Consider the following 19,829-nt stretch of genomic DNA (forward strand, 5'->3'; position numbering starts at 1 on the left):
GTTGTTACAAACACGAAATTTGAGGTTTTCGTAATACGGACAAGCCGCTTGTGACTCATAATGGTTGAGTCTTTGTTTGGGAAGTCATTCCCGAACGGAGGCAAGTGCGTTTGCGTCTCTAATGTTGTCATCCAAGGCTGACTCCCTAGGGCTCCATCGCGTTTTCAAGTTTTTTCAGGAGTCCAGCATGGGCAACAAGCTTTACGTCGGCAATCTGCCGTACTCTTTCCGTGACAACGATCTGGAGCAAGCCTTCAGCGAATTCGGCACTGTGAACAGCGCCAAGGTGATGATGGAGCGCGACACCGGCCGCTCCAAGGGTTTCGGCTTTGTGGAAATGGGCAGCGATGCCGAAGCCCAGGCCGCAATCCAAGGCCTGCACGGTAAAAACCACGGTGGCCGCGACCTCGTGGTCAACGAAGCACGCCCCATGGAGCCCCGCCCTCCCCGCTCCGGCGGTTTTGGCGGCGGCTTCGGCGGCGGCCGTGAAGGTGGCTTCGGCGGTGGCCGCGGCGGCGACGGCGGCTATGGCCGTCGCAACAGCTATTAATTAGTTATTACTAATAGCAAAAAAGGATCTTCGGATCCTTTTTTTGTTGCTAAACGTTGTCAGCTCCGGTTTTGGAGCATTTATTTTTTCCATTGATCTGCCTCATAATCCCGCATTCGGGCATTCCCGTTCATCCGCTAACAGGTGTTTGGGGTTTGTGCATGTTATTGCGCAAGGGATTTGCTGCTGACAGCCTGAAGTCGGCCGCCATATTGAAAACATTGAGGAGCTAGGAGTTATTGATGGGCAATAAGCTGTATGTCGGCAACCTTCCTTACGGTGTGCGTGACAACGATCTGGAACAGGCATTCAGTCAGTTCGGCACTGTCGCCAGTGCGCGCGTCATGATGGAGCGCGATACCGGCCGTTCCAAGGGTTTCGGCTTTGTGGAAATGGCCAGCGAGGCCGAAGCCCAGGCCGCCATTGAGGGCATGAATGGCCAACCCCTGGGAGGCCGCAGCCTGGTGGTGAATGAGGCACGCCCCATGGAGCCCCGCCCGCCCCGCTCCGGCGGCTATGGCGGCGGTTTCCGCAGTGAAGGCGGCTACGGTGGCGGCAATCGCGAAGGCGGTTACGGCCGTGATGATCGCGAAAGCAGCGGTGGCGGCTATGGCCGTGGCGAGGGCGGCTTTCGCAGCCCCTATGGCTCCGGCCCCCGCCATGGCGGCCGTGGCGGTTATGGCGGCGGCAATAACCGCGGAGAATAAACCGCTCCCTCGGCTTCGATGCCGCAGTCAATAAAGGCGCCCCAAGGCGCCTTTATTTTCTTGATATGTTCAGAATCCCAATCCATCCCTGGGATGGCCGGCAGATTCAGCCCTTCCCCAAATGCCGCGGTTTTCTCGTACGTCCCGCGACCAGCCTATCCCAGACAAAGCCGGGCAGGCCGCGCATAAGGCGTCCGGCAATTGCCATCTGCCACGGAATAATCGCATAGCGCGCCTTGCGTTCAATCGCGCGATATGCACGCCGCGCGAATTCATCTGCGCTTAGCAGAAACGGCATGGCATAGGGATTATTTTGGGTCAGCGGAGTATCAACATAACCTGGTAATAAACTGACCACGGCCACTCCGGTGTTCTGCAATTCAATGCGCAGACTTTCGCAATAAGCAATCGCGCCGGCCTTGCTGGCGCAATATGCGGCATGTCCAGGCAAGCCACGAATACCGGCCACGCTGCATATACCGACCAAACGTCCCGAACCCCTTGCGCTCATGGGGGCAATAAAGGCTTGAAAACTGGCCGCCAGACCCATGGTGTTGCTGGCCAGCACCTGCTGCATGGCATCCAGGTCTTCTCGCCGCGAGGTATCCACGCCCCAGCTGATGCCGGCATTGGCGATCACGACGTCCGGCAGACTCTGGCGCTCGATACAGGCCCTGGCCGCATTGCAGGCGCTGTCGATCGAGGTCACGTCTGCCTCGTATACCGCATAGCGCTGCGCATCGAGCTGCAACGCTTGCGCCCATTGCTCCATGACCTGCGTACGCCTTGCCACCAGGGCCAGCGACCAGCCCTGCTGGTAATAGTGCCAGGCCATCGCCTGGCCTATGCCGCTGGAAGCTCCGGTGATGTAGACCAGAGGCGCCTTGGACGCTGCGCGAAGCTCGGCCACGGCTTAGCGAGGCTTGCTCGGCTGTATCAACCCCTTGACCCGCCCCTGCATTTGCAGGATCTGGTCAAGATGCTGGTACTGCATGCTGTCGCCGGTAAAGCGGTCATCGCCGCGCGTCATGACCACCGGCTGGTTGGTACTGACCCGCTCATCGTTGGGCCAGATCTGCAGAAACTCGCTTTCGATCTGCATGGCCGGCAAAGCCTTCTGATTGGCGCTTGCCGCCACCGGCTCGCGGGTGATGACCGCCTGGCCGAACATCTGGACCTCGGAGCCATCCGCATTGCTCAGGGCGCGCCGGGAATGTCCCACGGTTCTGCGGCCATCGGGCGTGATGCTAAGCATGCGCGGCTCGTCGATTTCCAGCGTATCCGTATCGGGGAAATGCTGGCCCGTGATGCCCGCCAACCGGGTCTTGAGTCGGCCGGAGGCTTCAAAGTTCTTGATCACGAAGTCCTTGAGGAAGTAGTCCGGATCATGCTGCAGCACTTTTTGCGGCCCGGAAACTATGGGCTTGGGCGCATTGCGCACCAGCCACCAGGTGCCCAGGGCCAGCAGCCCCATGATCAGCACGGGCAGATACAGCGAAGCCTTGTCACCCATGCGACGCCATTGCGCACTCATGATCCATACCCCGCAAGCAATGCCGCATAAGCGCCGTTGGCGGCCAGCAGCAGGTCGCACAGCTGCCGCACCGCACCCTCGCCGCCACATTTGCGGCTGACCCAGTCGGCTGCCTGCAGCACTTCCTCGTGCGCGTTGGCCGGCGCGGCCGCAAAGCAGCTGCGGCGCAGCATGGGCAGATCTGGCCAGTCGTCGCCCATGGCCGCGGCCTGCGCCCACGACAGGCCCAGCTCCGCCAGGATGGCCTCGGCCGCCGGTACCTTGTCCTCGGTGCCATAGCGCGCATGTTCTATGCCCAGCTGCTTCAGGCGCAAGCGCAGCGGCGCGGAATCGCGCCCCGTGACCACGGCCGGCGTGATACCGGCTTTTTGCAGCATTTTCAGGCCGTGTCCATCCAGCGTGTTGAAGCGCTTGAGCGACTCGCCATCGGCAGAAAAAAGCAGGCCGCCGTCGGTCAGCACGCCATCCACGTCCAAGAAGACCACGCGCACGCCCTGGGCCTTGAGCAAAAGCTGCGGATCCCATTGCTGGCTAGGTGTCAGAGCAGGTCTAGCCATCAGATCACCTTGGCGCGCATCAGGTCGCGGATATGCACCACCCCTTGCAGATGCTGCTGCTCATCGGCCACCAGCACCGCAGTAATGCCATGTTCTTCCATCATGCGTGCCGCCGCGACGGCCAGCAGGTCCGCCCTGATGGTGAGCGGGCGCTTGTGCATCACCTCCTGCGCGCTGCGCTCACGCAAATCCACGCCGGCCTCCACGCAGCGGCGCAGGTCGCCATCGGTAAAGATGCCCACCAGGGCCCCGGAGGCATCGACCACCGCCGAGCAGCCCAGGCCCTTGGCGCTCATCTCGCGCATCAGGTCCACGCAGCTCACCTCCTGCGCCACCTGCGGCACATCGGCGCCGCGGCGCATCACGTCCCTCACATGGGTCAGCAGCCGGCGCCCCAGGGCGCCGCCAGGGTGGGAACGCGCGAAGTCCTCGGCACCGAACCCGCGCGCATCCAGCAGCGCCACGGCCAGCGCATCGCCCATGGCCAGCTGGGCCGTGGTGCTGGCCGTCGGTGCCAGGTTCAGCGGGCAGGCTTCCTTGTCCACGCGGGTGTCCAGCACCCAGTCCGCATGCTTGGCCAGCGTGGATTGCAGACCGCCCGTCACGGCCACCAGGGGCACGCCCATGCGCTTGATCGCCGGCAGCACGCCCGTGAGCTCATCCGTTTCGCCGCTGTTGGACAAGGCCAGCACCAGATCATTGGCCGTAAGCATGCCCAAGTCCCCATGGCTGGCCTCGGCCGGATGCACAAAAAATGCGGGGGTGCCGGTCGATGCCAGCGTGGCCGCCACCTTGCGCCCCACATGCCCGCTTTTGCCCATGCCCATCACCACCACGCGCCCCGGCAGCTGCAGAATGCGCCCCACGACCTCGGTAAACGCGCCATTGAGCCGCCCAGACATGGAGCGCAAGGCATCTGCCTCGATATCCAGGGCCTCACGGGCCAGGCGCAAGGCCCGGTTTGCGTCTATCGAGGGCGAAATGGCGGCATCAGAATTCATTCCCTGATTTTAGCCAGCCCGCGCTTGCCGCCTCGCGGGCAACATCCCTTTTGCCCCCATATCCGGTGCGAGCTAATACACTGAGACTCCATCCCGAGATTCAAGCCCCACACATGCACAGCACCACCAGCGTCAATGACTATCTGCGCGCTCATATCCGCACCGTGCCCGACTGGCCCGCGCCCGGCGTGCAGTTTCGGGACATCACTCCGCTGCTGCAGGACCCAAAGGTCTTTCGCGTGATGACCGACGCGTTTGTCCACCGCTATATGGGCCGTGATCTGCGCCCCGATGTGGTCGCCGGCCTAGATGCGCGCGGCTTCATTCTGGGCGCCGTGATCGCCCACGAACTGAACATCGGATTTGTACCGATCCGCAAAAAAGGCAAGCTCCCCTTCACCACGGTGGAGGAAACCTATGAACTCGAATACGGCAGCGCCACGGTGGAGCTGCACACCGATGCCGTCAAACCCGGCGACCGCGTGCTGCTGATCGATGACCTGATAGCCACCGGTGGCACCATGATGGCGGGCAAAAAGCTGCTGGAAAAGCTGGGCGCCACCGTGGTGGAAGGCGCCGCCATCGTGGACCTGCCCGAACTGGGCGGCTCCAAGCATCTCAAGGACAGCGGCCTGCCCCTGTTCACCCTGGTGGACTTTGCCGGGCATTAAGCCCGCAAGATGGCGAGCGGCCTAACGCAGCTCGCCATACTGGGTCACGCCCAGCGAGCCCAGGCCCGAAACTGCGAAATCGCCACTTTCCTCGGTGCCGGAACCCGGGCCCAGCAGCGGGCCTTTGCCGGTCCGGACCGCCCCCTGAGCCGCACTCCCGCCATGCGCCGCGGCAGCCACGGCCTGCTTGAAAGCATCCATTTCCAGAGCGTCTATGGGCTCAAACTCCTTGCCGCCGGGCGCCGTGGGCCGGGCCTGAGGATGGGCCACGGCGGCCGGTGCCACAAAGGCCTGGGCGGGCACGGCCGCTGCCGCATGGATCTGCCCGTTGACGCGCCAGTACACCGCATGGACCGCGGCACCCATGCGTGCACGCGCCAGCTCGGCGATCAGCGCTTCTATATTTCTTTGCTGTGCGGCATCTGCCGCATAGGCCGGCGCCAGGTCCACCATCACGACAAAGCGCTGGCCGCTGCTGTCCAGCGACAGCACCTTGAACTTGTAGCCAGCCGACAGAATGCCGACCCGGACCATGATTTCCCGCACGATGGCGTAGAGCTGCTCACGCCGACCCGAGCGCTGCTCACGCAGCGACTGGCGTGCAGTGCCTGCATCTTCCTCGTGACGGGCATTCCGGTGACTTCCTGTCGTTTCCGGACCGCCGTTGTGACGCGGTGAGCGAGAAAACCATCGGAGCAGGGACATGGACACACTCTGTTAAGCGAAATTTACAACACGACACATTCTGCCCTTCAACCGACGCGCCGCGCCGGTTTTGCCAAAAAAATCGCCGCTCCCAGGGCAGATAGCAAAGGCAAATGTGAGCAAAAACACCACATGTTTTGCCCCGTGTTACAACACCTCAGGTGCTGGCGACGCGGCGGCGGCTGTCGCTGGAGCGGCGCGCCAGCACCTGTCCGGCCATGGTGACCAGGGCCAGGCCCAGAGCGGGCTGGCGATTGGCCAGCTCCGAAAAACGCAGCGCGGTCAGGCACCAGAGGCGGCTGGAAGCGGCCGCCTGTACCGTGGCCCGGCGCGGGCGGTGGGCAAAGAAAGCCCCTTCGCCCACGATGGAGCCAGGCCCCACCAGCGCCAGACGGATGCGTTCCTTGGCATCCTGATAATGCACGCTCAAGGAACCGGTCTCGACCATGTACAGATTGCGGTCCAGCGCACCTTCGGCAAACAGCACCTCGCTGCTGGCCAGATTGACCTGCACCAGATAAGGCGCGAGCAGCTCCCACTGAGCGGCGGAAAGCACGTTTTGCGCGGTATCGGAGGCAACGGACGAGGTCATCGCCTGGATCAGCGCCGACAAATCCTGAGGTGTTGAAGCAGACATAAGCAGCTAAAGAGACGCAGCCGCGGTCTGGGGCACCGAATCTGTCGGAGTCCCAGCCCTGCAGGCCGAACATTTGAAGAACAGAGGTCAGCGATACGCATCGCTGCGACGCAGCATGCTAAGCGACTCCGAGCGTCTCGCCAATCATCTGCGCGGCCCGCGGCAGCGCCTCTGCAGGAAAAATACCGTGGGCCGGCTCCAACCGGGAATAAAAAAGGATCGGCGAACCGATCCTTTTTTGATAGCTAACTACGTTTGCCAGATAAAGGCAAACGCGGATGTGACCAAATCAGCCGTTGGCGCGCTGCTGCAGAATCTCAAAGGCCGGCAGGGTCTTGCCTTCCAGCACTTCGAGGAAAGCACCGCCGCCCGTGGAGATGTAACCAACCTTGTCTTCAATGCCGTACTTGGCGATGGCGGCCAGAGTGTCGCCGCCGCCGGCGATGCTGAAGGCTGGCGATTCGGCAATGGCGGCCGCAATGGTCCTGGTGCCGCCCGCGAACTGGTCGAACTCGAAAACGCCTACGGGGCCGTTCCAGACGATGGTGCCGGCCTGCTTGAGCTGGGCCGCCAGCTTGGCTGCGGTTTCGGGGCCGATGTCGAGAATCATGTCGTCGTCTTCGACTTCGGAGGCCTTCTTCACGGTGGCGGGTGCGTCGGCGGCAAAGGTCTTGGCGGTCACCACATCGGTAGGGATGGGCACTTCGGCGCCGCGAGCGGCCATGGCCTCGATCACGGCCTTGGCTTCGCCGACCAGATCGGCCTCGGCCAGGCTCTTGCCGATCTTCAGACCCGCGGCCAGCATGAAGGTGTTGGCAATACCGCCGCCCACAATCAGCTGGTCCACGTTCTTGGCCAGCGATTGCAGAATCGTCAGCTTGGTCGAGACCTTGGAGCCGGCCACGATGGCGGCCAGGGGACGTGCAGGCGCTGCCAGGGCCTTGGTGATGGCATCGATCTCGGCCGACAGCAGCGGGCCCGCGCAGGCGATGGGAGCGAACTGGGCGATGCCGTAGGTCGTGCCTTCGGCGCGGTGGGCCGTGCCGAAAGCGTCATTCACGAAGATGTCGCACAGCTTGGCCATTTTCTGGGCCAGCTCGGGCTTGTTCTTCTTCTCGCCCACGTTCACACGGCAGTTCTCCAGCAGCACGACCTGGCCGGCAGCGACCTGCACACCGTCCACCCAGTTGGCGACCAGAGGCACCTCGCGGCCCAGCAGCTCCGACAGGCGCTTGGCCACGGGGGCCAGCGAGTCAGCGGGCTTGAACTCGCCCTCGGTGGGACGACCCAGATGGCTGGTGACCATCACGGCGGCGCCGGCCTGCAAAGCCATCTCGATCGCGGGCACGGAAGCGCGCACCCGCGTGTCTTCGGTGATTTCACCGGCATCGTTCAGCGGCACGTTGAGGTCGGCACGGATGAAAACACGCTTGCCCTGGGCTTTGCCCTGGGCGCACAGGTCGGAGAAGCGGATGATGTTCATGCAGCAAAAAAGCGACCCAGAAGTCGCCCGTACAAAGATTGGAAAGGTGAAAAATCTGGCCCATTTTAGGGCGACCGACGCCGGCAAGGTGTGCTTTTACCTGCTTACTCGACTCAAAAACAGGAGCATCACTCGCATGCTGTAACTGGGTTTCAGCCGAGTCTCATGCAACAAATAGCAAAACAGGAGCGCTCAGCTCCTGTCATGGCTTGCGCTAGAGCTACCAGCCCAGTCCGATGTGCAACGGCAGATAGATCAGCATGCCCAGGGCAATGGTGCCCAGAATGCTGCGCTTGTAAAAAAAGTACACCACCGCCGCCACCAGGGCCGGCAGGCGCGCATCGGCCAAGGTCTGGATCAGCCGGCCGTTGCTCATCACGATCTCGGGAGCGATCACCGCCGCCAGCGCCGCCAGCGGCGCGTATTTGAGGCCGCGCTTGAGCCAGCTGGGCAGCGGCAGCTCCTGCTTGGGAAGCATGAAGAAGGCACGGGTGATCACGGTGATCAGCGCCAGCCCGATACAGGTCACGATGACCCAGAAACCGCTCATGACCGGCCCTCCTTGCTATCGGCCTCGGCCGCCGGCAGCCGGCGCGCCTGTTTCTGCAGTTGCTCGGTCATCAGGCCTGCGGCCACGGCCGCCGCAATCGCCACCAGGATATTGAGCTTGAGCGGCAACGCAAACGCGGCCACGGCCGCGGTACAGGCAACGATGGACGCCACCCAGGTGGCCCGGTCCTTGAGCATGGACAGCAGCACGCCCAGCAGCGCCAGCACCCCGGCAAAACCCAGGCCCCAGGACAGGGGAATCTGGTCGGCCAGGAAAATTCCCAGCGTGGACGGAATCTGCCAGGCCAGCCAGTTGGTCAGCGCCGCGCCCCAGAAATAGGGCAGCTGCTCGGCCTGAGGCTTGGGCTCGGGGTAGCGGCGCATGAAGTTCACGAAGATCACGTCGCCGCTGAAGTACGCCACGGCCAGGCGATGGCGCAGGCTCAGGCGCGCAAAATAGCTGCGCCACATGCTGGACAGGATCACAAAGCGCAGGTTCACGCAGATGGCCGTGAACCACACCACCCACAGCGGTGCACCCACGGTCATCAGCGGCAGCACGGCCAGCTGGGCGCTGCCCGCATAGACGGTGAGACCCATGAACAGCGCCAGGGGCACGGACAGGCCGCTCTTGACCATGGCCACCCCGGTGACCAGCCCCCAGGCCGCAATGCCCAGGGCCGTGCCCGCCATTTCCCCGGAACCGGTGCGGAAGAACGGGTCTGTGGCTATCGATCTTGCGCGCTGGCTCAGCGTTGCCGCGGTCTCGCTCATGCCCCCGCGGGCTCCCCGCCCAGCACGGCGCCAGCAGGCAGCTCGAAACCGCGCAGAAAGTCTGCCGCCGCCAGACGTTTGCCGCCCGCACGCTGCAGCAACGTCATCTTCAGCACGCCCGAGCCGCAGGCCACGCACACTCCGTGCGCATCGGCAGACAGCACCGTGCCCGCGGCCCCGGAACCGGCTTCGGCCGCAGCCTCCCAGACCTTGATGGTTTCGCCGCCCAGGGTGGTCGCGCCGCCGGGAAAGGGGTTGAAGGCACGCAGGCGGCGCGCAATGACTTCGGCGCTTTCGCTCCAGTCGATCAGGCTTTCGGCCTTCTCGATCTTGTGGGCATAGTTCACGCCCTCTGCGGGCTGGGGCGTGCTCCTCAGGCCGCCACAAGCCGCCATCTCCAAGGCCTCGACGATCAGGCGGCCGCCCAGCGCGGCCAGTTTGTCCTGCAGGCTGGCCGTGGTGTCGTCGGCGGCAATCGGCAAACGCTCGATCACGCACATATCGCCGGTGTCCAGACCCGCATCCATCTGCATGATGGTCACGCCGGTCTCGGCGTCGCCGGCCTCGATGGCGCGGTGAATCGGCGCCGCACCGCGCCAGCGCGGCAGCAGGCTGGCGTGGATGTTCAGACAGCCCAGGCGCGGCGTGTCCAGCACCCATTGCGGCAGGATCAGGCCGTAGGCGGCCACCACCATCACATCGGCCTGAGCGGCCTCGATCGCGGCCTTGGCGGCCTCCGCCTGCTCCGGATATTTGCCATCCAGACGCAGGCTCATGGGCTGGGCCACGGCAATGCCGTGCTCAAGCGCGCACTGCTTGACGGGAGAAGCCTGCAGCTTCATGCCGCGGCCCGCGGGGCGGTCGGGCTGGGTCAGCACCAGCGGCACGGTAAAGCCCGCGGCCAGCAAACGTTCCAAGGCCACGCGCGCAAATTCGGGCGTGCCGGCAAAAATGACTTTCATGCTTTGCAAAGAAAATGTCTATCTCTCAATGACTCAGCGCGACCTGTGAAACAGGCACGGCCCGAGCGAGAGACGGCCGGCAAGGGCCGCCCCGCAGCAAAGGCCGTCGTCCCCCTTCCAGGGGAAGCCGCGCAGCGGCTCAGGGGGTCGTCATCTCCGCGAATCGCGCAGATACATGCTCTCGTCGGTAAACATGACCTTCTGCACCACGCCCTGCGGGTCTATATGCACATGGGCGCGCCGCGCAAAGGTATTGTCCATAAAACGGTAGGTCCAGATGTCGCCATTGAAGCTGTAGACCCTCTCGACCTTTGCCGGCGGCCCGAACTCGCGGTACACGCTGTCCTTGGTGTCCACACCATTGCGCAGAGCAATAAAGTGGGCGGTATCCAGCACCTGCTCCACACGCACCAGGCGATGCTGGGCGTCGAAGTCCATATGGTAGACCTGCTGGCCCGCAGGCTGCTGGCTGTAGATCAGGCGCGTGCCGCCGTCCGGCAAGGGCACGACCTCGGTGGGCTTGCCCATGCCTTTCTCCACCTCGGCCTGGGGCATGCCCGGCTTCTGCCACTGGGGCACCATGCAGCCCGCCAGCCCTATTGCCAGCAGACTTGCGGCAAGCAGTGTTTTCGGGCGGCTGCTGTGCATGATGACGCTCCTTTCAAGCCTTGGTGGCTTGCTTCTGGGCCTTGATCAGCTTGGTCTTGATGCGGTTGCGCTTGAGCGGGGACAGGTATTCGACAAACACCTTGCCCACCAGGTGGTCCATCTCGTGCTGCATGCAGATGGCCAGCAGCCCTTCGCCTTCGATCTCGCGGCTCAGCCCGTTTTCGTCCAGCGCCTTGACCTTGACGGAGACGGAGCGCTCCACACCGTCATAAATGCCGGGCACGGACAGGCAGCCTTCATCGCCGATCTGCTTTTCTTCGCTGGCCCAGGTGATCTCGGGATTGATCAGCACCAGAGGCTGATTGCGCTCCTCGGACACATCGATCACGATCACGCGCTCATGCGCGTCGACCTGCGTGGCGGCCAGGCCAATGCCCTGGGCGTCGTACATGGTCTCGAACATGTTTTTCACCAGGGTCTGGATGCGCTCATCCACCTGCGCCACGGGCTGGGCGATCTTGTGAAGACGGGGATCTGGGTAGCAGAGGATGGGAAGGATGGCCATGGTTTATCGGTAAATCTGTAGTTATTGTCCCAATTTTTGCGCCAAAACGCTTGGTCCGTCCCCAATAAACGTTGATCTATCAAGGCCTTGCATCGAGAATTTGCGCACTTTTGTAAGACTTGTACGGCTGGTTATGCCAAGATCGGCCACAGCGCAGCGACGAGAGGGACGCTGCAGCACAGATTCCCGCAAGAAGGATTTTCATGACCGCATTTGCCACAGCACGTGCCTGGAGCCTAGGTGCCACTCTGGTCGCCGCCCTGACCTCGGTCTATGCCCAGAGCTACCCCGTGACTGCCACCCAGCGCTCCACCGCACAGCAAGTGGCCCAGCAAGGCATCCCCGAGAACGAACTCACGTCCAGCGCGCCGGCGCAGTACACCGTCAAGCGCGGGGACACGCTGTGGGGCATCTCGGGCCTGTATCTGCGCCAGCCCTGGCGCTGGCCCGAGCTGTGGGGCATGAATCTGTCCAGCATCGCCAACCCACACCTGATCTACCCCGGCCAGGTGCTGTATCTGGTGCGCAGCAACGGCTATGCACGCCTGTCCACCACGGCGCCCGGCGGCGAGCCCGGCGTGGTGCGCCTGTCGCCCCAGACCCGCGAGTCCTCGCTGTCCGAACTGGCTCTGCCCACGCTGCCGCCACACCTTATCGAGCCCTTCCTGGCCGAACCCCTGGTGGTGGACGTCAAAACGCTGGAGCAGGCGCCGCGCATCATCGCCACTCAGGACCAGCGCGTGCTCATGGCCAATGGCGACCGCGCCTACGTGCGCAGCTCGGGTGGTCCGGTGCTGGAAGCCGGCGCCGGCAAGCCCAGCAGCTACCGCCTCTTCCGCGATGCGGTGGCACTCAAGGACCCCGTCACGGGCGAGGTTCTGGGCTACGAGGCCAAATACCTGGGCAGCGCCAATGTGATCCAGGGGGAAACATTGGTCGAGGCCGAAGGCGGCAAACTGGTCCAGGCTGCTCCCGGCACCATCAGCATCACCCGGTCCAAGAACGAGATCAAGGCCGGCGACCGCCTGCTGCCCTCGCCCGCTCAGCAATACCTGAGCTATATGCCCCATGCGCCGCGCAGCCCCGTCAACGCTGCCGTGGTGTCCATCTATGGCGATGCCGCCGTGCTCTACGCGGCCCAGAACCAGGTGATTGCCATCAACAAGGGCGAACGGGACGGCATGGAAATCGGCACCGTGCTGGAACTGGTCAGCAAGGGTGCGCGCATTGTGGACAAGACCAGCCCCACGCGTGACGTGGTGAAGCTGCCCGACGAGTTCAACGGCTATGCCATGGTCTTCAAGGTGTTCGACCGGGTCTCCTATGTGCTCGTCACCTCCACCAACCGTGGAGTGAGGGTCGGCGACGGCCTGCAGGCGCCGCAGGCGCGCTGAAACGGGCGCGCTCATGGTGCAGTCTGCCACGCAGGATTTCCACCATGACGCCGAGTCCATGGCCTGGCTGCGCCTGCTGCTGACGCCGGGTCTGGGCCGCAGCGCGGCGCGGCGCCTGCTGGCCAGGGCCGGCGGCGCACAGCAGATATGGCAGCTGCCGGCCGCCGCCTGGCGCGAATGCGCCACCGAAGCGCAGGCCCAGGCCCTGGCGGCCCTGCCTCCCGACTGGCAACGCCACAGCGATGCTCTCGGGCGCTGGCTGGCAGAACCAGCCCCGGGCACCGCCCATGCCCTCGTGCCGCTGGGCCACCCGCAATATCCGCCAGCCCTGCTGGAGACCGCCGATCCGCCACTGCTGCTGTTTGTGCAAGGGCCCGAGGCGCTGCTGGCCTCGGACCTGGCCTGGTTCCCCTACCCCAACACGCTGGCCATGGTAGGCAGCCGCAACCCCTCGGCCCAAGGCCGCATCAATGCCAAAGAGATGGCTCGGGCCCTGGCCGAGCAGGGGCTGTGCATAGTCTCGGGCCTGGCGCTAGGCATCGACGCGGCGGCGCATGAAGGCGCGCTCCAGGCCGCTGGCGACGGACTCCGGCCCAACACCATTGCCGTCGTGGGCACGGGGCTGGATCAGGTTTATCCGCGCGCGCACCTGGCACTTGCGAGGCAGATTGCACTGCATGGTCTGGTGGTCAGCGAATACCCGCTGGGCAGCGAGCCTCTGCCCCGCCACTTTCCGCAGCGCAACCGCATCATCTCGGGCCTGTCGCAAGGCACGCTGGTGGTAGAGGCCGCGCTACAGTCCGGCTCGCTGATCACGGCGCGCCTGGCCGGCGAGCAGGGCCGCGAGGTCTTTGCCATCCCCGGCTCCATTCATGCGCCGCAGTCCAGGGGCTGCCACGCGCTGCTGCGCCAGGGCGCCAAGCTGGTGGAGACGGCCGCCGATGTGCTGGAAGAGCTTCAAGGTCTTCAACCGCCGGCGACCCATGCGGATCCTGCGTCGGAAACCATCAAAAACAAGATGACCCGCGAGGAGCCGGCTCTGCTGCAGACCCTGGGCTACGATCCCCAGTCGCTGGACACGCTGATCGCGCTCACGGGCTGGGACGCGGCTCATCTGCAGGCACAGCTGATGGAGCTGGAGCTTGACGGCCAGGTGGCCCGCCTACCTGGCGGCATGTACCAACGCCTGGTGCGCGGCTGAATAAGCCATTTGGGCCATGACCCTTGAATCTGGCGCGGTCCAAGCCAGAGGCGCCAAGCAAGAGCCGTCTCGCGGCGGGGCCGCCCCGGCGAAGGCGCCGGCCCCTTCCCTAGCGCTCAGCGCGTAGAGAAAGCGGCTCAGGGGATTAGCTCAATCTCTCGGGATTCGCCTGGATCTTCTGCAGCGCATCGCGCGTGGCGCGCACCGTGAGCGCTTCCTCGTCATGCACGGCCAGCAGGCCGGCTTGCAGATAGGCGGCCATGCGCTGCAGCTGCAGCAGATAGCAATGCCCGTCCAGCGAGGCGAACAGATGCAACTGCTTGCGGCGGCTGCGCCACACATATTGCACCTGCATGCGCGCGCCGTTGTGGTCCAGCGTGAACCAGCGGCCGGTTTCCAGCGCTTCGGCCCACTCCAGCATGGCGGGATCCACGGGCGCATCCGTGTTGGGGATGACCTGCAGATCGGCGGCATCCACCCCCAGCATCATCTCTATGCTTTCGCTGGACAGAGGCATATCGTCGAGCTTGCCGTCGTCGCTGATGTATTTCTCCAGCTCCGAGAGGCGCTTGGCCATGGCCTCCATGCGCTCCGGCGGAATGGCCGCCGTCTTGGAGACAAAGGCCTCGGCCAGGGTGTCGGTGAGCTTTTTGATCTGCGCCGACTGTTCCTCGCCCGTCACGCCGACCAGCTCCAGCCCCTCGCGCAAGGTCTGCAGCAAGGTCGGCAGCCCCTGGATGACGCGGGCGCGTTCCTGGCGCGAGGGCTTGGCGCTGGCGGACCAGACCAGCTCGCCGGCCGCCTGCTTGAAGCGCATGGCGCGCGCGTTCCTGGCCCCATAGCGCACGGCGGCCATGGCCAGCACATCGGCCCAGGACTTGAACAGAAAGTCCCGCACCTCCTCGCGCACCGGCATGTCGGCCAGCATATTGCGCAGCTCTATGGTGTACTGGATGGCCAGGGTTTCCTTTTGCTCCACCTGCTGGGCCACGCTGCTGATCTTGGCCGTGGACTGGTTCTGCGTCAGGTGCTTGCTCAGAAACTCCTCGAACTCGCGCAGCACCAGCGCAAAGACCTTCTGCCCGGTCTCGGGATACTGCTCTATCACCTGTACCACGCGGCGCACCTCGGCCTCCAGTGCATTGCCGTTGATGCTGCTGGCATCAAAGCCCATGACGCAGGAGCCCATGCGGTCGATCAGCTTGCGCGCCGGGTGGTTGAGGTCGCTGAAGAACTGCGGCTCGGCCAAGGCCACGCGCAGCACGGGCACTTGCAGACGCGCGAACCAGACGCGGATGGAAGGCGGCAGCCGGTCCTCCGAGAGAATGCTCTGGAACATCAGCGCCACCACTTCGATGGTGGCCTTTTCGCCCTTGGTTTCGGCCTTCTGCTTCCAGTCGGCCGAGCGCTCGCGCACCAGATTGACCAGTTGGCCCAGGGCCGCCGGGCTGTAATCCACGGCCGGCAACGCCGTGGCCGCGGCAAACTGGTACTGGGTATTGAACTGGGTCGCCGCCAGCTGCTGTGCTCCTGCAGGGCCTGGGCCAGCGCCGCCGAGGCCGGCGGCATGGGCGCGGCCGGCACGCCGGGCAGCAGGCCCGGAATGCCGATGGCGGGCTGGCTCAGCAGCTGGCGCAGCTGGTTCATGGCGTCCAGCGCGCGATGGCGCGCCCGCGCCAGCATGCTCACGCCCAAATTGGCCGCGGCCTGAGGCGCACCGCCGGCCATGGGCGGCTGCGCCCCGGTGCGCGGCCAGCCGCGGGTGGAAAGACCCGACTGCCCGTAGCCGCTATAGCCGCTGTGCTGATCCAGGTGCATGGACGCCGAAGCCGGACCGGCCTCGGTGCGCCGCACCCGCAGCGGCGCATCCTGGGCCTTGCTCACGCCCTTGGCATCCAGCAGCTTGTGCAAGATCTCGTATTCGGCTGCCAGCAGAGGCGCCAGCGCATTCTGCAGGGGCTCGACCACGCGCAGCAGATGCGCACGCTCCATGCCGCAGCTCACCCACTGTTCCACCAGGTGCAGGCAGACGCTCTCGGTGCGGAACAGGTCCTGCGCAGGCAGTTCCTGGCCTTCCAGCGCCTGCATGCGCAGGCGCATGGCCTCGAAGCCGGGCTGCAAGGACTCGCCCATGGCCAGAGCCATGCGCGAAGCCAGTATCTTGTTCTCGACCACATCGTCGCTCAACAGCTCGAAGGTCAGCGGCGCCGCACTGCTGCTTCCTCCCGATGCGAGCGGCGGCTTGCGCGCCGCCTGCTGCAGGGCCTGGGTGCCGGCCTGCAACCAAGCCGCCCGGTGTTCCTGAAAGCCCGTCCAGGCCTCGTGCCAGCCCTGCATTTCCTTTTGCGTGGAAACGGTGCCGCTCTGGCTGGAGAGAAATTCGTCCAGCTGCTGGGCAATCTTGGGCAGACCCTGACAAATGCCATGGGCCCAACGCAAACGCGCCTGCCAGCCCAGCTGTTGCTGGGCCGCAGGCGCTAAGGAGGAAGACTGCGACGGAGTCATTTCCCGAGTTTAAATCGGCCGGAGGCCGGCAGGCGGCACGGCCGGAAAACTTAAACCACGGCTCCGGCGTTCGGATCGTTGGGGTCTTGCGACGCCTTGTTGGGCGCCTTGACCAGATCCTCGCGCTTGACGCCCAGCCACATGGCGATGGCGGCCGCCACGAACACCGAGGAGTAGATGCCGAACAAAATGCCGATGGTCAGTGCCAGCGCGAAGTAGTGCAGACTGGGGCCGCCGAAGAAGAACATCGACAGCACCATGGCTTCGGTGGAGGCGTGGGTGATGATGGTGCGGCTCATCGTCGAGGTGATGGCGTGGTCGATCACCTCATGTGTGTTGAGCTTGCGGAACTTGCGGAAGGCTTCACGGATACGGTCGAAGATCACGACCGACTCGTTGACCGAGTAGCCGAGCACGGCCAGCACGCCGGCCAGCACCGACAGCGAGAACTCCCACTGGAAGAAGGCGAAGAAGCCCAGGATGATGATCACGTCGTGCAGGTTGGCGATGATGGCCGCGACACCGAACTTCCACTCGAAGCGGAAGGCCAGGTAGATCACGATGCCCAGCACCACGAAGCCCAGGGCCATGAGGCCGTTGTGCATGAGTTCGTCGCCCACCTGCGGTCCCACGAACTCGGTGCGGCGCAGCGTCACCTCGGGGTCCTCGGCCTTGAGCGATGCAAGCACCTGCTCACTTTGCTGAGCCGAGGTCACACCTTTTTGCACCGGCAGACGCACCATCACGTCCTTGGAGGTGCCGAAGTTCTGCACGATCACATCGGCATAGCCGAGCTTGGAGATGCTCTCGCGCACCTTGCCGATGTCAGCGGGCTGGGTGTAGGCCACTTCCATGACCGTGCCGCCCGTGAACTCCACCGACAGATGCAGGCCGCGCGAGAACAGGAAGAAGACGGCCAGCGCAAAGGTGATGAAGGAGATCGCGTTGAAAACCAACGCGTACTTCATGAACGGGATGTCTTTTTTGATGCGGAAAAATTCCATGCTCTTTTCCCCTTATTCGCCGACGCGGCGGCTGGCCACGGAGCGCAGATCGGAGCCCTCGGGCTTCCAGACCTGACCGATGGCCAGGCTCTTGAGCTTTTTGCGCCCGCCGTACCAGAGGTTGACCAGGCCGCGCGAGAAGAACACGGCCGAGAACATGCTGGTCAGAATGCCTATGCAGTGCACCACGGCAAAGCCGCGCACCACGCCCGAGCCGAAGGCCAGCAGGGCCAGGCCCGCGATCAGCGTGGTCACGTTGGAGTCCAGAATCGTGTGCCAGGCATGCTCGTAGCCCGCATGGATGGCGGCCTGCGGCGATGCACCGGCGCGCAGTTCCTCGCGGATGCGCTCGTTGATCAGCACGTTGGAGTCGATGGCCACGCCTAAAGCGAGCGCCATGGCGGCGATGCCGGGCAGGGTCAGCGTGGCCTGCAGCATGGACAGGATGGCCAGCAGCAGCAGCACGTTCACGCCCAGGGCGATGGTCGAGATCACGCCGAACACCATGTAGTAGATGCACATGAAGACGGCAATCGCCACCATGCCCCAGACCACGGAGTGAATGCCGCGGTTGATGTTGTCGGCGCCCAGGCTGGGGCCGATGGTGTATTCCTCGATGATCTCCATGGGCGCGGCCAGCGAGCCGGCGCGCAACAGCAGGGCCGTGTCGTTGGCTTCCATGGTGGTCATGCGGCCCGAGATCTGCACGCGACCGCCGCCGATCTCGGAGCGGATCACGGGCGCCGTCACCACCTCACCCTTGCCCTTTTCGAACAGGATGATGGCCATGCGCTTGCCCACGTTCTCGCGCGTCACGTCCTTGAAGATGCGCGAGCCCTTGGCGTCCAGCGTCAGATTGACGGTGGGCTCCTGGGTCTGGCTGTCGAAGCCGGGCTGGGCATCGGTCAGGTTCTCGCCGGTCAGCGTGACCTGTTTCTGCACGATGACGGTCTGGCCGTTGCGGTCCAGGTATTTTTCCGAACCCAGGGGCACGGGACCCGAGCCCAGCTCGGCGGCGCGCGCCTCGGCCGACTCGTCGACCATGCGCACTTCCAGCGTGGCCGTGCGGCCCAGGATGTCCTTGGCCTTGGCCGTGTCCTGCACGCCGGGCAGCTGCACCACGATGCGGTCCAGGCCTTGCTGCTGGATCACGGGTTCGGCCACGCCGAGTTCGTTGATACGGTTGTGCAGCGTGATGATGTTCTGCTTGAGCGCCTGCTCCTGCACCTTGCGCAGGGCCTCGGGCTTGATCGAGGCCTGCAGCGTGAAGCCCGTGCCGTCGGGAGACGAAGTGGTCACCAGGTCGGGGAACTGGTCGGCGATCAGATTGCGCGCGGCCGTCAGCGTGGCTTCGTCGCGCACGCGGATGTTGACATTGTTGCCGTCGCGGCTGATGCCGCCGTGGCGGATGTTCTTGTCGCGCATGGTGGTGCGCAGATCGCCGGCGTAGCTGTCGGCCTTCTTGGTCAGGGCCGCAGCCATGTCCACCTGCAGCATGAAGTGCACGCCGCCGCGCAGGTCCAGGCCCAGGTACATGGGCTTGGCGCCGACGGCCGTGAGCCAGTCAGGCGAGCGCGACACCAGGTTCAGCGCCACGATGTAGCCGGGATCCGTGGGGTCGCTGATCAGCAGCTTCTGGATCACGTCCTTGGCCTTGAGCTGCTCGTCGGGCGTGTTGAAGCGGGCCCGCACCGAAGTGCCTTCCAGCGACAGGGAATCGGGCTTGACGCCTGCGGCATCGAGGGCCGTCTGCACTTTTTGCAGCACGGCGTGGTCCACCTTCACGGTGGACTTGGCCGAAGACACCTGCACGGCAGGCGCTTCACCGAAGAAATTGGGCAGGGTGTAGAACACCCCCACCAGCAGCGCGATCACGATGATCGCGTACTTCCAGACCGGGTATCGGTTCATGATCGCGCTCTTTGAATTACAGCAACGCACAACGGGTACGCGCGCTCATCGCTGAACGCCGTACCCCTTCTCAACAGCGGACAGGCTTACTTGGCCGTGCCCTTGGGCAGCACCTGCACCACGGCCGAGCGCTGGATCTGCACTTCCACGCCGGAAGCGATTTCGATGTAGATGAACTGTTCGGCCAAGCGGGTCACGGTGCCGATGATGCCGCCGGCGGTCGCTACTTCGTCACCCTTGGCCAGCGCGTCGATCATGGAGCGGTGTTCCTTCTGACGCTTCATCTGGGGACGGATCATCACGAAGTACAGCACCACGAACATCAGCACCAGCGGCAGCATGCCGGTGAGCGAGCCCATGAAGCCGCCTTCAGCAGCGGCGGCAGGGGCGGTCTGGGCGAAAGCAGAAGAAATAAACACGAAAAAGACTCCGAAAGAGTGAATTTGTCAGAACTGGGCCCGGGCAGGCGTGCGCCGCCCAGGTCAGCGGGACATTGTATGCGGCTGGCTT

The 19,829-nt window shown here is 64.3% G+C and carries 20 protein-coding genes and 1 pseudogene; 5 read left to right on the plus strand and 16 right to left on the minus strand.

The genetic code is table 11. From position 1 onward, the window contains the following. The first annotated feature begins 187 nt into the window (after nucleotides 1-187). Both rbp (AB6724_RS09260) and rbp (AB6724_RS09265) read left to right on the plus strand, forming a co-directional pair. Nucleotides 188-550 (plus strand): RNA-binding regulator, encoded by a 363-nt coding sequence (rbp, locus tag AB6724_RS09260; protein WP_369338229.1) that lies wholly within the window; start codon nucleotides 188-190, stop codon nucleotides 548-550. Nucleotides 551-792: 242 nt separating this feature from the next. After that, on the plus strand, nucleotides 793-1,257 hold the full coding sequence (gene rbp / locus AB6724_RS09265; protein ID WP_369338230.1) for an RNA-binding regulator: 465 nt from the start codon (nucleotides 793-795) through the stop codon (nucleotides 1,255-1,257). Nucleotides 1,258-1,363: 106 nt separating this feature from the next. On the opposite strand, the gene AB6724_RS09270 is transcribed toward rbp (AB6724_RS09265), so the two are convergent. The 4 genes from AB6724_RS09270 to AB6724_RS09285 are packed head-to-tail and all read right to left on the minus strand — an operon-like array spanning nucleotide 1,364 to nucleotide 4,349. Then, nucleotides 1,364-2,167, minus strand: coding sequence for an SDR family oxidoreductase (locus AB6724_RS09270; protein WP_369338231.1), 804 nt, complete (start codon nucleotides 2,165-2,167; stop codon nucleotides 1,364-1,366). 3 nt (nucleotides 2,168-2,170) lie between these two features. Further along, nucleotides 2,171-2,791: an LPS export ABC transporter periplasmic protein LptC gene (gene lptC, locus AB6724_RS09275; RefSeq protein WP_369338232.1), complete on the minus strand. Its 621-nt coding sequence runs from the start codon at nucleotides 2,789-2,791 to the stop codon at nucleotides 2,171-2,173. After that, entirely contained in the window at nucleotides 2,788-3,348 is a 561-nt protein-coding gene (locus AB6724_RS09280; RefSeq protein ID WP_369338233.1) for a KdsC family phosphatase, read from the minus strand. The genes lptC and AB6724_RS09280 overlap by 4 nt, the downstream gene beginning before the upstream one ends. Then, complete coding sequence (locus AB6724_RS09285) at nucleotides 3,348-4,349, minus strand: KpsF/GutQ family sugar-phosphate isomerase (protein WP_369338234.1); 1,002 nt, start codon at nucleotides 4,347-4,349, stop codon at nucleotides 3,348-3,350. Before AB6724_RS09285 ends, AB6724_RS09280 begins: the two co-directional genes overlap by 1 nt. Nucleotides 4,350-4,462: 113 nt before the next feature. On the opposite strand from AB6724_RS09285, the gene AB6724_RS09290 reads away from it, so the two are divergent. Next, nucleotides 4,463-5,020 (plus strand): adenine phosphoribosyltransferase, encoded by a 558-nt coding sequence (locus tag AB6724_RS09290; RefSeq protein ID WP_369338235.1) that lies wholly within the window; start codon nucleotides 4,463-4,465, stop codon nucleotides 5,018-5,020. Nucleotides 5,021-5,041: 21 nt separating this feature from the next. Here AB6724_RS09290 and AB6724_RS09295 read toward each other — a convergent pair whose 3' ends face one another. The 8 genes from AB6724_RS09295 to def form a co-directional block, all read right to left on the minus strand. Then, on the minus strand, nucleotides 5,042-5,725 hold the full coding sequence (locus tag AB6724_RS09295) for a hypothetical protein (protein ID WP_369338236.1): 684 nt from the start codon (nucleotides 5,723-5,725) through the stop codon (nucleotides 5,042-5,044). 157 nt (nucleotides 5,726-5,882) lie between these two features. Then, nucleotides 5,883-6,362: a Crp/Fnr family transcriptional regulator gene (locus AB6724_RS09300; protein WP_369338237.1), complete on the minus strand. Its 480-nt coding sequence runs from the start codon at nucleotides 6,360-6,362 to the stop codon at nucleotides 5,883-5,885. A gap of 289 nt (nucleotides 6,363-6,651) precedes the next feature. Then, nucleotides 6,652-7,845 carry a phosphoglycerate kinase gene (locus AB6724_RS09305; RefSeq protein ID WP_369338238.1) on the minus strand — a complete coding sequence of 398 codons (1,194 nt, stop codon included), beginning with the start codon at nucleotides 7,843-7,845 and terminating at the stop codon, nucleotides 6,652-6,654. Between the two features lie 220 nt (nucleotides 7,846-8,065). Continuing rightward, nucleotides 8,066-8,395, minus strand: a complete 330-nt coding sequence (locus tag AB6724_RS09310; protein WP_369338239.1) for an AzlD domain-containing protein — start codon at nucleotides 8,393-8,395, stop codon at nucleotides 8,066-8,068. After that, complete coding sequence (locus AB6724_RS09315) at nucleotides 8,392-9,168, minus strand: AzlC family ABC transporter permease (RefSeq protein WP_369338240.1); 777 nt, start codon at nucleotides 9,166-9,168, stop codon at nucleotides 8,392-8,394. Before AB6724_RS09315 ends, AB6724_RS09310 begins: the two co-directional genes overlap by 4 nt. Next, nucleotides 9,165-10,130 carry a methionyl-tRNA formyltransferase gene (gene fmt / locus AB6724_RS09320; protein ID WP_369338241.1) on the minus strand — a complete coding sequence of 322 codons (966 nt, stop codon included), beginning with the start codon at nucleotides 10,128-10,130 and terminating at the stop codon, nucleotides 9,165-9,167. Before fmt ends, AB6724_RS09315 begins: the two co-directional genes overlap by 4 nt. 150 nt (nucleotides 10,131-10,280) lie before the next feature. After that, nucleotides 10,281-10,778 carry a hypothetical protein gene (locus AB6724_RS09325; RefSeq protein WP_369338242.1) on the minus strand — a complete coding sequence of 166 codons (498 nt, stop codon included), beginning with the start codon at nucleotides 10,776-10,778 and terminating at the stop codon, nucleotides 10,281-10,283. A gap of 13 nt (nucleotides 10,779-10,791) precedes the next feature. Beyond that, complete coding sequence (gene def / locus AB6724_RS09330) at nucleotides 10,792-11,304, minus strand: peptide deformylase (protein ID WP_369338243.1); 513 nt, start codon at nucleotides 11,302-11,304, stop codon at nucleotides 10,792-10,794. 203 nt (nucleotides 11,305-11,507) lie between these two features. Between def and AB6724_RS09335 the strand changes: the two genes are divergently transcribed. Both AB6724_RS09335 and dprA read left to right on the plus strand, forming a co-directional pair. Next, nucleotides 11,508-12,698: a LysM peptidoglycan-binding domain-containing protein gene (locus tag AB6724_RS09335; RefSeq protein WP_369338244.1), complete on the plus strand. Its 1,191-nt coding sequence runs from the start codon at nucleotides 11,508-11,510 to the stop codon at nucleotides 12,696-12,698. Nucleotides 12,699-12,711: 13 nt separating this feature from the next. After that, nucleotides 12,712-13,899, plus strand: coding sequence for a DNA-processing protein DprA (dprA, locus tag AB6724_RS09340; protein ID WP_369338245.1), 1,188 nt, complete (start codon nucleotides 12,712-12,714; stop codon nucleotides 13,897-13,899). 145 nt (nucleotides 13,900-14,044) lie between these two features. On the opposite strand, the pseudogene AB6724_RS09345 reads toward dprA, so the two are convergent. The 4 genes and pseudogenes from AB6724_RS09345 to yajC form a co-directional block, all read right to left on the minus strand. Continuing rightward, nucleotides 14,045-16,404 (minus strand): annotated as a pseudogene (locus AB6724_RS09345) (DUF1631 domain-containing protein). Nucleotides 16,405-16,454: 50 nt separating this feature from the next. Next, nucleotides 16,455-17,408, minus strand: coding sequence for a protein translocase subunit SecF (gene secF / locus AB6724_RS09350; protein WP_369338246.1), 954 nt, complete (start codon nucleotides 17,406-17,408; stop codon nucleotides 16,455-16,457). Nucleotides 17,409-17,420: 12 nt separating this feature from the next. Then, nucleotides 17,421-19,319 carry a protein translocase subunit SecD gene (secD, locus tag AB6724_RS09355; protein ID WP_369338247.1) on the minus strand — a complete coding sequence of 633 codons (1,899 nt, stop codon included), beginning with the start codon at nucleotides 19,317-19,319 and terminating at the stop codon, nucleotides 17,421-17,423. A gap of 86 nt (nucleotides 19,320-19,405) precedes the next feature. Further along, nucleotides 19,406-19,738: a preprotein translocase subunit YajC gene (gene yajC, locus AB6724_RS09360; RefSeq protein WP_369338248.1), complete on the minus strand. Its 333-nt coding sequence runs from the start codon at nucleotides 19,736-19,738 to the stop codon at nucleotides 19,406-19,408. Between the last annotated feature and the right edge of the window lie 91 nt (nucleotides 19,739-19,829).

Origin of the sequence: Comamonas guangdongensis (genome assembly GCF_041079535.1) — a bacterium.
Classification (GTDB): Bacteria; Pseudomonadota; Gammaproteobacteria; order Burkholderiales; family Burkholderiaceae_C; genus Comamonas; species Comamonas guangdongensis.